The sequence below is a fragment of the Treponema sp. R8-4-B8 genome, from assembly GCF_054786175.1.
The window spans coordinates 250309-262723 of sequence record NZ_BDHE01000489.1; the positions used below are offsets into that span (position 1 = coordinate 250309).

Sequence of the window (12415 nt, forward strand, 5' to 3'; positions counted from 1 at the left end):
AGGTGTTATGCGAAGTTTTACATGTATTGTCTGCCCGATGGGATGTTCTCTGGAAGTTGACGACAGCGGAGGTGAGGATGCTCTTTCCGTAACGGGCAATAAATGCAAACGGGGCGCGGAATACGCGATGGAAGAAATCCGCGCGCCAAAACGCGTAGTAACCGCCACTTGCGCCATCAACGGGCAGGCGCGTGTCTCATCTGTAAGGCGCGTGCCGGTGAAGACCGCTACTCCCTGCCCAAAGGAAAATATCTCTGCCCTTTTACAAGACGTTTACAAAGCTAAAATTACTCTTCCCGTAAAAACGGGCGATATTGTAATCGCGGACTGGAACGGCAGTAAAATAGACATAGTAGCGACAAGGACACTGAGCTAATGTTCTTTAAGAAAGATGAAAAATCGCCTGAAACATTTTGGCGGGAATACGAAGAAAAAACAGGCGAAAAAGTGCTTACGCGCGGCTTAGGGAAGTATATTTGCGGCTGGGATGAATTTGACGAGAAGGGGTGGAGCGGCATTTGGGGGCTTATTATAAATACGTCGGGCGGATTCAGGTTTCATAATTTCCCGCAGAACAGCATTTTTGATTTGCTGACACAATTTGCAGCTAACGCTAAAGACCCGCCCAAAGAGAAATCAATTTTTATTCCGCAGGAAAAAATAATTTCGCAAAAAATCGTTAAAGAGGAAAAATGGTGGAAGCGGCTATTTTCCCGTTCCGCGCCACAGTTGGTTATCAATTACGCTGATGAACCGACGGATGAATCCGCCGGAAAAGATAAAAAACTTATTTTTGAAGCTGAATACGCGAAGGAGAAAGTATCATGACTAAAAATCAAAGAAAAAAATTTTTAATTGACTTGGTTATAAGGTTTACCGTTCTTTTTACCGTAGTAATAATTGTGTTATCTATTGCTGGGTTAATACTAGCCCGTATCAATTCAAAAGAACATAAGATTACAAAACTATTCGCCTATGAAAATCCCGGCTTACCGTACAGTTATCTGCTGGTACTGGCTTGTATTGTTTTTATTATTACTCTGATTTCCTTCCTTGTGGAGTATCTGATAAAGAAAAATAAAAACAGATACGATGAACTGTTTAAGAAGAATGGGATTTATCGCAAGAAGAAGATGACTTAAGCTGGAGCGTGTACCTTGTTCACTTTTCTTTGTTAATTGTTATTTGGCTGCTGCAACATATTCTGTTTTTGGGGAATTGTCTGCGGTATATGATGTCTCTGTTTCCTGAACGAGACATTTTTTATCATATTCTTTCATTCTATCCTCAGAAATAGCGCCTATTTTAAACATTTCAACTGCGTCCTGATGTACTACCTCGTAAATTTCACTTTTATATTTCATATCCATCCGTTTCCTTTAGTTCGGCATCATTAATACCTTCTTTTTTGGCAAACCGCGTAAACCAATTATTTTTGAATAGCCTCACTTATTAATAATAACAGAAAATTTCTTTTAGGGCAAGAAGAAGCGCATACATCAAGTAAATGTGCAGACATTCCCAATTTTTCATTTTTTTTCATATTCTTTATAAATATTTTCAAGAGTTTTATTGATAGTATTAGTAATATCTTTTTTAAATCTTTCAAACAGTTTCCATTCTTCGACAGGCGTTTCATCGTTGCGGAACAACTGATAAACTTCGATATTCAATCCATTGGCTAAACCTGATAAAGTATCCGAGGTAGGAAATTTTATGCCCCTTTCAATCTTGCTTAGAAAAGTAATAGAAATGCCGGCTTTTTCCGCGAGTTCAGCCTGCGAAAGCCGCCGTTGCTTCCGGTAAAACCGCACAACTTTGCCAAGATTATCCCGTAATTCCTTTCCAGTTACCAAAAAATTACCCCTATTTATCTTGCACCATGTATAAACAGTTGACAAAATCCCATAGGTCGATATACTTGACCATAGGGAAATTATTATGATATAATTTAAATTGTCAGTTTTATTGTTATTTTTTTGAAAAATTCAAGGAAAAACTGACAAAAATGAATGGTGTTATTACATCGTAAAGGAGTGAAGTATGAAATCTTTCTGTATTTTTACTATTTTATTTTTAGTGGCGGGTATATGTTCCGTTGCCGCGCAAGACCTAATCGTCTTGAAAGACGGAAACATAATTGAAGCTAAAGTTACGGAAATATCTTCCGCAGAGGTAAGGTACAAGCGTTTTGACCATTTGGATGGTCCGACTATTGTCCTTTCCGCAAATAATGTCCTTTCCATTAGATACGAAAATGGCAAAGTGGAAAAAATTAGCGCCGTTCCCATAGACGGACCAAAAACCGCTCAGGATGTAACCCAAAAAATTACAGCCATAGACCATAATAAATTTATTTTTGGCATTAATGCCAATCCAGGCGGTGCTTTAGGTTATATATTATCTGGCAGTAATGCCGGAGGACCTGGTATTAACATTGAACTTGGAAAAGGTAATTTTAATACTGAAATAAATCTTATGATTCCCATATTTGGGGGTTTTATAGGTTTAGTCACTTTTAATGGATTTTTGCCAAGTAAGATTGGCGGTTTTTATTTGGGTGGAGGAATAGGGCTTGGAGTTAGGTTTTTAAATTTAAATCTTCCTATTGGCTTAAATATTGGCTATAAATTTGTAACTAAATCGGGTTTATACTTTCGTACAGGAGGTTTTTTGGGTTATAACTTTTTTGCTGACTCCCTTTTCTTCAAACCGGATTTGGCAATTGGGTGGACTGTCAAATAACGGTTACGCTTGAATGCTTGGCGATACTTTTTTAACCACGAACCAACACGAACTGTACCTACTATTCTGTAAAAATTAAATATTCACAAAAAGACCTCCTCGCAAAGGCGCAAAGGCGCAAAGTTTTCGTCCGATATTCCATTATTGACTAGATATATTAGTTTAACTACAAATCTTGAAGAAAAAACGACGATCCTACGAACAACAACTTTGCGTCCTTTGCGTCTTTGCGCCTCTGCGTGAGCCTCTTTTCCGAAGTTTCCATAAAAGCTATAATATCCCCATGCAGCCATCACAAACACGCGCCGCAGCCGCCATTGATATTGGCACAACCACAATTCAAGCGCAGTTAGTCGATCTTCAAACAGGACAGACGATTGATACTTTTTCCGCTTTAAATGATCAGCGCGTATTTGGCGCGGATGTAATAAGCAGAATTAGCGCGGCGCAAAACGGCAAGTTAGACGATCTTTTTAACACTATTAATAAGCAAGTTAAAAATATACTAATGTCTTTCGCGCAAAAATTAAATCTTTCCCATGTTGAGAAATGTGCCGTTAGCGGAAATACTACCATGCTTCATATTTTTTGCCGTTCTGATCCGTCCGCGATGGGAGCCGCGCCGTATACTCCGGTGTTTTTAAAGGAGAGGCACTTTAACGGAGAGGAATTTTCGCTTCCTGCGGAAAATATTACCCTGCTTCCGGGGATTTCCGCTTTTGTGGGCGCGGACATTACCGCCGGTTTGGTATTCGTTGACATAATGGGCAAGGGTGAAGACGCTCTTTTTGTTGATCTTGGGACAAATGGAGAAATAGCCGTGTGGAAAAATAGCGAAAAACGTCTTTTCTGCTGTTCGACCGCCGCGGGACCATGTTTTGAAGAAGCGGATTCCTGTATTTCGACAACTACAACGCGCGGTTTTACAGCGTCGGATTTTATTGACGCGGTAGCCGAAATGAGGCGGCAGGGTGTAATTGACGAAACAGGCGCGTTAGCTGAAAATTTTTCACAAACAGGTTTTTCTTTGGCAAGCGGAAATGTTATAACGCAAAAAGACGTGCGCCTATTTCAACTGGCAAAAAGTGCGATTTATTCAGGGATTAAAACAATTTGCAGGGCGGCGGGAGTAGAATTAAAAAATATCGGTACGGCGTATGTCGCAGGAGGATTGGGTTTTTATCTTAATCCGCAAAACGCCGCCGCCGTAGGACTGCTCCCCAAAGAATTTACGGATAACTCTGCGGCGGTTAAAACCGTCATTTGCGGAAACACCAGTCTTCAAGGAACTGTTGAAAGTTTAAAAGATACAAGTTTTCTGCCGCGCTGTTATGCGCTAATCGCCAGTTCTCAAACAATAGATTTGGCTAACGATAAATATTTCGCCGCCGCGTTTGAGCATAATATGCAGTTTTAATCCCTATTAATGACAAACCCCGCCGCAGAGTGCGTACCTGCGGTACGACGGGGTATTTAACTCACTTGCGAATAAAAATTAATAAAACGCCCTGCAAACTTCCGCCGCGCTTGCCGCATCCGGCGTGTACGCGTCCGCGCCTATTTCATCGGCGAAACTCTGCGTAACGGGAGCGCCGCCTACCATCACTTTTACTTTATCCCTGACACCCGCATTTTTCAGCGCGTCAATTACGTCTTTTTGGGCGGTCATCGTCGTTGTAAGAAGCGCTGAAAGGCAGAGAACTTTAGCGTTGCTTTCCTTTACCTTGTCTACCACCAACTGGGTATCGCAGTCAACGCCCAGGTCTTCAACTTCGATTCCCTTGCCTTCGATCATCATCTTAACAAGATTTTTACCAATATCATGCTGGTCGCCCTTGACTGTACAGATAATCGCTTGCCCCACAGGCTGAACTCCGGCTTTTGCGAGAGCCGGCTTTAGGGCTTCCGTAGCTTTATTCATAGCGCGGGCGGCGATTAAAACCTCAGGCACAAAAACCTCGTTCCGTTTGAATTTTCCGCCAATGATATTCATCCCCGCCATCAGCGCGTTTTGAAGAATATCGGCAGGCTGCGCTCCCGCGTCCAAAGCCTTCTGCACGGATGCCGCTATATCCCTCGCTTTCCCTTTCTGTAAAAGTTCCGATATTTCATTAAAAATTTCACTATAATCGCCCGACATATTTCGCTCCTTATTACTTAATTATACTCTTTCTATATAAATAAGTCGAGGCATTTTTCGCCAAGACTTCACACACGCTCAATAAACGCACGGCGTAGCCGTGTGGATCAATAATGCCGCACAGCGTAGCACCAATAAATGCCGCCGTCTGTAATAAAAGCAAGGCGGCCTTTAGGCTGCCGACAGTGCGCAGATCACAAAGGTACAAAGATCACAAAGAGGGGAAAGGGGGTTTTTGTCCGTTATCTTATCGTGAAGCCCACGCTTATCCTTCGGACAGAAACCCTTTATCCTCTTCTTCGTGATCTTCTCTTTCTTTGTGTTCTTTGTGAGAAATCTTCTTACTATCTAGTCTTAATTTAGAATTTTTCATATAATACGGTTAAGAGGAAAATTATGATAATAGCGTTAAAGCCGGGCGTAAGTAAGGAAGACGTTCAAAAGTTAATTGCCGATCTGGAAAAGTTAGGTGTAAAGGTCGATACTTCGCAAGGGGCTTCGCAGGCGGTTCTGGGGCTTGTCGGCGATACTACAGTCGTTAACGATGAGGCGTTAAAGGCCAATCATCTGGTGGAAAAGGTTATCCGCGTACAGGAGCCTTATAAAAGGGCGAATCGCGCGTTTCATCCGCTGGATACTATCCTGGATTTTGAATATAACGGTAAAAAGACTAAAATCGGCGCCGGCAACTTCAGCGTTATCGCGGGACCTTGCTCTGTGGAAAGCAGAGAGCAGTTAATTTCGATTGCAAAGGCGGTTAAAGAATCGGGCGCGGCTTTTTTGCGCGGGGGCGCGTTTAAACCCAGGACAAGCCCGTATAGTTTTCAGGGCATGGGCTGTTTAGGGCTTGATCTTCTGGTGGAGGCAAGAAAAGAAACAGGGCTTCCGATTGTTACCGAATTAATGGAAATAAGCCAGCTTGAGTTGTTTGACGATGTTGACATGATTCAAGTCGGGGCGCGTAACATGCAGAATTTCAATCTGTTAAAAGAACTGGGACGGTGCAGAAAGCCGATTCTGCTTAAACGCGGAATGGCGTCTACGATGACGGAACTGCTAATGGCTGCGGAATACGTCATGGCTGGCGGCAATGACAAGATTGTGTTATGTGAAAGAGGTATTCGCGGGTTTGATAATTTTACGCGTAACATTCTTGATATAGCGATTGTTCCCGCGCTAAAGAAAAAAACTCATCTGCCCGTAATTGTGGATCCAAGCCATGCGACTGGGCTTTCGTGGATGGTTCCCGCAATGTCAAAAGCGGCGATTGCCGCCGGAGCGGACGGCATTATTGTCGAGGTTCACAACGATCCCGAATGCGCCCTATGCGACGGGGAACAATCCCTCACCCCGGCATCGTTTTCGTCTCTCATGGATACCCTTCGCAAATACGCCGCCATCGAAAACAAGGTGATTTAATTGCCGGCAATCAAAGACTGTAACTTTGGCATTGTGGGGCTTGGGCTTATGGGCGGCGCGATTGCCAAAGCCCTGCGCGATAATTGCGGTATAGCGCAGGAAAAACTGTTTGCCTGCAATAGAACAAAAGAAACCTTAGAGACGGCGCGGTTGGCAGGGCTTATTGATCGCGGATATGACGCGCAGCGCGCCGGAGAAATGCTTTCTATTTGCGACGTTGTTTTTATTTGTTTGAATCCTTCCGCTATAATTAGTTTCCTCGATAAGTGGGCAGATAAATTTAAAAGCGGAAGCATTGTTACGGATATTGGAGGAACAAAAAAAAGCATTGCCGCAGCCGCGGAAAAATTTCGGGAGGACGTTGATTTTATTCCCGGTCACCCAATGGCGGGCGCGGAAAAGAGCGGTTTTGCTAATTCACAGCTTTGCGATTTTCACGGAAAAAATTACATACTTACTCCAATTTCGCGTAACAAGAGCGAGAACCTTGATTTTTTAAAAGACATTATTTACCGCATGGGTTTTGCCCGCATCACTCAGGTAACGCCTGAGGAACATGATAAAAAAATCGCTTTTACAAGCCAGCTTTGCCATGTGATTGCCGCTGCCTTGATTGATTGCGAAACAGATACAAAAATTACCCGTTTCGGCGGCGGCAGTTTTGAAGACTTAACCCGCATCGCCATGCTGAACGCTCCCATGTGGACTGAAATTTTTATCGAAAACAACGACGCCCTTTTGGATAGAATAAATCAGTTTGAAAAGAGCCTTGATTTATTAAAGACTCTGATTAAAGACGGTCAGGCGGACGAATTGATGAAAAGACTAACTGTTGTAAAAGAGCGCCGAATAGAGATGGGCAAAAAAGAATAACGATTTAATCTACAAGACCTCACACAAAGAACACAAAGGAAGAGAAGATCACAAAGAAGAGTCAGGGGTTTATGTCCGTTATCTTATCGTAAAGCTCACGCATAGCCCTCGGACAAAAACCACCTCTTCCCTCTTTGTGATCTTTGTATCTTTGTGTCCTTTGTGAGAAAATTTTCGAATTAAATTAAAACAGTGCCACAGAAAAAAATGTTACCGTATTTTGTCCGTTATTATAAGTGATATTTGCCGCCTTACTCAAACTTGTTACGTCAATCCCCGCTGCTTCCACGGAGCCAATCCGTTTTTCTGGAAACAAGCAAGGTGAAGGAAAAGCGCAAGTTTTACACACGGGGCAGTTTCCCGCTCCATAAACGGGAATGTCCAGTATTTTTTTTAATTCTGAGGCAAGCAAAAGATGAAGTTCCCTTCCTTTTTCCATTCCCTCATAATCAAAAGAATCTTCAAGGGCGTGCATTGTTGTAAACACCAAAAGATTTTTATAGGAAAGTATTTTTTTCTTTTGCTCTTCAACGCTCTCGCAGGCGGGCGGGCAAACCCATGATTTATTGTAATTGCCGCATATATTCGTTTTGCAACTGTCAAGCAGGGCGGGGGAAAAGGTTAGCGCTGTTACGGGCAAAATTGCCTTTTCATGTACGGGAACGCCTGTGGTAACTGCGGCGGAAAGAAGCGCGTCAGTTATAAATTTTTCAGTCACGTTTCCGCTCTTAAAAAATTTTCCGCTATTATTTTTCCGTTAGGTGTAAGTATCGACTCGGGGTGAAATTGTACGCCATATACGGGATATTCTTTGTGGTGTACCGCCATTATTTCATCGTCTTGAGTCCATGCCGTAATTTTTAACGAATCCGGCAATGTCGATCTTATTCCGGCAAGCGAATGATAGCGAGCCGCTTGAATAACCTGCGGAAGTCCTTTAAACAAAGCGTCGTTGTTGTCTACAGTAACCTGCGAAGATTTACCGTGCATTAGTTTGCTTGCGTAGGATACCGTGCCGCCGAAAGCCTCAAAAATTGCCTGATGACCGAGGCAGATTCCGAGAATTGGAATTGATGAGTGAAGGCTTTTTATAAGATCGATGCAAATCCCCGCGTCCGACGGTTTTCCCGGACCCGGAGAGATTACAATGTACCGCGGAGCCATCTTCGCTATTTCGTCCACGCTCAGAGCGTCGTTACGCGCAACTTCAATGTCTGGGTTTATCGAACCTAAAAGCTGGTACAGGTTATATGAAAAGCTGTCGTAATTGTCGATTAATAAAATCATTCCAGCTCTCCTATTGATGAAACTTCGGTTGAAATTTTTAGCGCGTTCATAACCGCCGCGGATTTATTCACACATTCCTGATATTCCGATTCAGGATTGCTGTCAGCGACAATTCCGGCTCCGCTTCTAATAAATACTTTGTTGTTTCTTCTATATACGATTCTAATCGCTATACAGGTGTCCATATTGCCGGTGAAATCAAGGTAGCCAATTGCCCCGCCGTAAATGCCGCGCTTGTTTTTTTCCTGCTCGTTTATAATTTGCATCGCGCGAATTTTCGGAGCGCCTGAAAGCGTTCCGGCGGGGAGGACTGAGTTTATCGCGTCCAACCCTGTTTTGCCTTCGCGGATTTGCGAGGATACCGTAGAACCAATGTGCATAACATGGGAAAAGCGCAGAATAGACATGTGCTTTTCTACGACAACCGATCCAAAGTCGCTGATTCTGCCTAAATCGTTTCTGCCCAAGTCTACCAGCATATTGTGTTCCGCTAGTTCTTTTTCGTCGGCAAGAAGTTCTTTTTCAAGAGCGATGTCTTCTTCTTCGTTTGCGCCCCTGCGCCGAGTTCCCGCAAGCGGAAAGGTAAAAAGTTTACCGTTATGCAATTTAACTAGCGTTTCAGGCGACGCGCCCGCGATTTCAAGATTGCTTCCGCTGAAATAAAACATATACGGCGAAGGGTTAATTGTTCGCAGTACCCGGTATGTGTTAAAAATACTGCCCTCAAAATCCGCTTCATACCGATTTGATAGCACAACCTGAAAAATGTCGCCTTCTTTTATATGATCTTTCGCCTTGTTTACCATTTGACAGTATTCATCTTTGGAAAACAACGATTTAAAATCAGACTTTAAACAGGCGGCTGGAGTATTTTCATGATCTCCATTTTTAATTAATTTGTTTATATATTTCAGCGTTGACTTTCCCTTTTCATATTCAATTTGCGGATCATCAGTTTTTATATTCGCGATTAAAATAACTTTTTGTTTATAATGATCAAAACAAATCACCTTGTCAAAGAGCATTAAATCGACATCGTTAAAACGCTCCTCATCGTAAGCGTCAAGCTTCAGCGACGGCTCATAGTATTTCGCGTAATCGTAGGCAAAATAACCGACAAGCCCCCCTGTAAAAGGAGGCAGATAATCAAATTTTACGCTGTTATATTTGCTTAAAATTTCCTGAATATGTTTATTCGGATTGTTTGTCTTAAAAAAATTTGTTTTATCCGTATTAATATTCATTAAACCGTTAAGACAGGTGATCTCCATTATTGGATCAAATCCCAAAAATGTATATCTGCCCCATGTTTTTGTGTCCTCGGCGCTTTCAAGAATAAAGCAGTGGCCGCTTGCCTTTTTTAATTTTTTTAAAATATCAATCGGCGTGAACATATCGGAGTACAATTCCATGCTCATCGGTATTACGCTGTATTGCCCTGTAGCGGCAATTTGTTCAACTTCTTCTAATGACGGCTTAATCATTTTTTATCCTTAAATAATTTTATTTTCCAATACGGCGCGTTTTTTTAACTCTTCCATGAGAGAGCTAAATTGCTCCAAATCAAGGGATTGCGCCCCGTCGCATAACGCTTTCGCGGGGTTGTTATGCGCTTCTATCATAAGCCCGTCCGCTCCTGCCGCTAACGCTGCTTTTGAAAGCGGCGGAACAAGGCTCCTTGCGCCGGCTGCGTGGCTTGGGTCTACAATGACCGGGAGATGAGTCTTTTGCTTGAGAAGAACAACGGCGGAAATATCCAGCGTGTTACGTGTCATTGTCTCAAAAGTGCGAATGCCCCGCTCGCAAAGAATAACCTGACTGTTCCCCGCCGAGACAATGTATTCGGCGCTCATTAAAAGTTCTTCGATTGTGTTGGCGAGCCCCCGTTTAAGAAGAACAGGCTTTTTTGACTTGCCGACTTCTTTTAATAAATCGTAGTTCTGCATATTCCTAGCTCCTATTTGCAGAATGTCAATATCGTCAAATAAATCAATCTGCGTCTGATTCATTATTTCAGAGATAACGGGAAGGCCAGTCTCCTTCTTTGCCATGCGAAGCATATCAAGTCCTTCCGATTGTTTGCCCTGAAACGCGTACGGAGAAGTCCTCGGCTTAAACGCCCCTCCCCTTAAAATTTTCGCCCCGCTTTTTTTTACGCTTCGCGCTATCTCTAAAATTTGATCATTGCTCTCAACAGAACAAGGCCCCGCTATGACGGTAAAAAATCCTTCCCCTATCGAAACGTCGCCAACCTTAATAATCGTGTCATCTTCATGAACCGTTCTATTCACTGCTTTGTATTGCTCTGTGATGCGCCTTCCGTAATCTACAATGTCGTTGGTATTAACTACCTGATCCAAATCTACTTCCGCGGTGTTGCCAATCAGGCAAACTGCGGTATGCTCCGTCCCGACGCTGTAAATGGTGGAAAAACCTTTTTGTTCCCATCCGGAAATAAAAGCGTCAACCTCATCTTTTGGCGCGTTGGGTTTAAGAATAAATACCATAAAGGCTCCTGTTTTCTTCAATTATATTGATTTTTTAGGGTTTCGCAAGCCGTCATTCTAAGTTATAATTACCCTATGGAAAACGAAGAAAAAGGAAAATTGATAGAGAAGTACTCAAAAATAATACTTGATAAGGGAATGATCGAAAACGAGCTTTACGGAAAGTACGAGGTAAAGCGCGGCTTGCGTGATGTCAGCGGAAAGGGCGTGCTTGTCGGTTTGACTGAAATCTCCGAGATAATCGCCTACGTGATTGAAGACGGCGATCTTGTTCCGTGCGAGGGGAAACTTTTTTATCGGGGCATCAACATTGAAAAACTTGTTGACGGTTTTTTAAAAGAAAAGCGGTTTGGTTTTGAAGAGGCGTGTTTTCTCCTGCTGTTTGGCCATTTGCCCAACAAGATTGAGTATGACGACTTTACAAATATAATGGAAGATAACAGCGCCCTGCCGAATAATTTTGTCCGTGATACGATTATGAGCGCTCCAAGCAAGGACATGATGAACTCGCTTTCCAAAAGCGTTCTGACTCTTTACGCCTATGACGATAATCCCGATGATATTTCCGTCCAGAACGTTCTTCGCCAATCAATAAATCTTATCGCCCAATTTCCGCTGCTTGCCGTTTACGGTTATAAGTCCTATCTCCATTTTCACGAAGACAAAAGCCTTGTGATTCATCCGCCGCAACAGGGCGCGTCCATAGCGGAAAATATTCTTCACATGTTGCGCCCGGATTCAAGCTACACTGATCTTGACGCTAAACTTTTAGACCTCGCCCTTGTGCTTCACGCTGAACATGGTGGCGGCAACAATTCGACTTTTACAAATCATGTCGTAACTTCGTCTCATACCGATACATATTCGGCGGTTGTAGCCTCACTTGCGTCGTTGAAAGGCCCCCGGCACGGCGGCGCAAATATCAAAGTTGTGCAGATGTTCCGCGACATGATGGAAAATGTTTCAGACTGGAACGATGACGCCGAGATAACAGCGTATCTTGAAAAACTTCTTGCTAAGGAAGGTTTCGACCGTTCCGGTTTAATTTACGGAATGGGTCACGCGGTTTACTCTCTGTCGGACCCGCGCGCTCTTATCTTCCGTCAATTTGTCGAACAGCTCGCGAAAGAAAAAGACCGTTACGATGAATACAAACTTTATACAAAGGTGGAAATATTAGCGCCGCAAATTATCGGGAGGATTCGCAAAATCTACAAAGGCGTAAGCGCAAATATCGATTTTTATTCCGGCTTTGTTTACAGTATGCTCGATATTCCCGAAGAACTTTTCACGCCGCTATTCGCCGTAGCGCGTATCGCCGGATGGAGCGCCCACAGGCTGGAAGAAATTGTGAATAACGGAAAAATTATCCGCCCAGCGTACAAGTCTGTAACGAAACAGCAGCCGTATATTGTGATGAAAGAGCGTAAGTAGTTACCGTTGC

General features: G+C 43.1%; 15 protein-coding genes. 8 read left to right on the forward strand and 7 right to left on the reverse strand.

Going from position 1 to position 12415, the window contains the following annotated elements:
• The first annotated feature begins 7 nt into the window (after window positions 1-7).
• From ACYVRA_RS16400 to ACYVRA_RS16410, 3 genes are read left to right on the forward strand one after another with little or no spacing between them, the layout of a single operon-like run.
• A complete protein-coding gene (locus tag ACYVRA_RS16400; protein WP_461253810.1) occupies window positions 8-376 on the forward strand; it encodes a DUF1667 domain-containing protein in 369 nt (122 codons plus the stop codon).
• A complete protein-coding gene (locus ACYVRA_RS16405) occupies window positions 376-828 on the forward strand; it encodes a hypothetical protein (RefSeq protein WP_461253811.1) in 453 nt (150 codons plus the stop codon). The genes ACYVRA_RS16400 and ACYVRA_RS16405 overlap by 1 nt, the downstream gene beginning before the upstream one ends.
• Entirely contained in the window at window positions 825-1142 is a 318-nt protein-coding gene (locus ACYVRA_RS16410) for a hypothetical protein (protein WP_461253812.1), read from the forward strand. The genes ACYVRA_RS16405 and ACYVRA_RS16410 overlap by 4 nt, the downstream gene beginning before the upstream one ends.
• Window positions 1143-1181: 39 nt before the next feature.
• Here the strand turns inward: ACYVRA_RS16410 and ACYVRA_RS16415 are convergent, their stop codons facing one another.
• A complete protein-coding gene (locus ACYVRA_RS16415) occupies window positions 1182-1364 on the reverse strand; it encodes an XRE family transcriptional regulator (RefSeq protein ID WP_461253813.1) in 183 nt (60 codons plus the stop codon).
• 165 nt (window positions 1365-1529) lie between these two features.
• Window positions 1530-1856 (reverse strand): helix-turn-helix domain-containing protein, encoded by a 327-nt coding sequence (locus ACYVRA_RS16420; protein WP_461253814.1) that lies wholly within the window; start codon window positions 1854-1856, stop codon window positions 1530-1532.
• A gap of 265 nt (window positions 1857-2121) precedes the next feature.
• Between ACYVRA_RS16420 and ACYVRA_RS16425 the strand changes: the two genes are divergently transcribed.
• Both ACYVRA_RS16425 and ACYVRA_RS16430 read left to right on the forward strand, forming a co-directional pair.
• Window positions 2122-2745: a hypothetical protein gene (locus tag ACYVRA_RS16425; protein ID WP_461253815.1), complete on the forward strand. Its 624-nt coding sequence runs from the start codon at window positions 2122-2124 to the stop codon at window positions 2743-2745.
• A gap of 283 nt (window positions 2746-3028) precedes the next feature.
• The gene (locus ACYVRA_RS16430) at window positions 3029-4162 is read left to right on the forward strand and encodes an ASKHA domain-containing protein (protein WP_461253816.1); all 1134 of its coding nucleotides are present in this window, start codon (window positions 3029-3031) and stop codon (window positions 4160-4162) included.
• 78 nt (window positions 4163-4240) lie between these two features.
• Here the strand turns inward: ACYVRA_RS16430 and ACYVRA_RS16435 are convergent, their stop codons facing one another.
• On the reverse strand, window positions 4241-4885 hold the full coding sequence (locus ACYVRA_RS16435; protein WP_461253817.1) for a corrinoid protein: 645 nt from the start codon (window positions 4883-4885) through the stop codon (window positions 4241-4243).
• Window positions 4886-5281: 396 nt separating this feature from the next.
• Here ACYVRA_RS16435 and aroF (ACYVRA_RS16440) point away from each other — a divergent pair, with 396 nt between their 5' ends.
• Both aroF (ACYVRA_RS16440) and ACYVRA_RS16445 read left to right on the forward strand, forming a co-directional pair.
• Entirely contained in the window at window positions 5282-6304 is a 1023-nt protein-coding gene (gene aroF, locus ACYVRA_RS16440; RefSeq protein WP_461253818.1) for a 3-deoxy-7-phosphoheptulonate synthase, read from the forward strand.
• Window positions 6305-7177, forward strand: coding sequence for a prephenate dehydrogenase (locus ACYVRA_RS16445; protein WP_461253819.1), 873 nt, complete (start codon window positions 6305-6307; stop codon window positions 7175-7177).
• A 184-nt stretch (window positions 7178-7361) separates the two neighbouring features.
• Here the strand turns inward: ACYVRA_RS16445 and ACYVRA_RS16450 are convergent, their stop codons facing one another.
• From ACYVRA_RS16450 to aroF (ACYVRA_RS16465), 4 genes are read right to left on the reverse strand one after another with little or no spacing between them, the layout of a single operon-like run.
• Entirely contained in the window at window positions 7362-7895 is a 534-nt protein-coding gene (locus ACYVRA_RS16450; RefSeq protein WP_461253820.1) for a DUF2284 domain-containing protein, read from the reverse strand.
• Window positions 7892-8464, reverse strand: coding sequence for an anthranilate synthase component II (locus tag ACYVRA_RS16455; RefSeq protein ID WP_461253821.1), 573 nt, complete (start codon window positions 8462-8464; stop codon window positions 7892-7894). Before ACYVRA_RS16455 ends, ACYVRA_RS16450 begins: the two co-directional genes overlap by 4 nt.
• Entirely contained in the window at window positions 8461-9948 is a 1488-nt protein-coding gene (trpE, locus tag ACYVRA_RS16460) for an anthranilate synthase component I (RefSeq protein ID WP_461253822.1), read from the reverse strand. Before trpE ends, ACYVRA_RS16455 begins: the two co-directional genes overlap by 4 nt.
• Window positions 9949-9957: 9 nt before the next feature.
• Window positions 9958-10971, reverse strand: a complete 1014-nt coding sequence (gene aroF, locus ACYVRA_RS16465; RefSeq protein WP_461253823.1) for a 3-deoxy-7-phosphoheptulonate synthase — start codon at window positions 10969-10971, stop codon at window positions 9958-9960.
• 75 nt (window positions 10972-11046) lie between these two features.
• Between aroF (ACYVRA_RS16465) and ACYVRA_RS16470 the strand changes: the two genes are divergently transcribed.
• Complete coding sequence (locus tag ACYVRA_RS16470) at window positions 11047-12405, forward strand: citrate/2-methylcitrate synthase (protein ID WP_461253824.1); 1359 nt, start codon at window positions 11047-11049, stop codon at window positions 12403-12405.
• Window positions 12406-12415 lie beyond the last annotated feature (10 nt).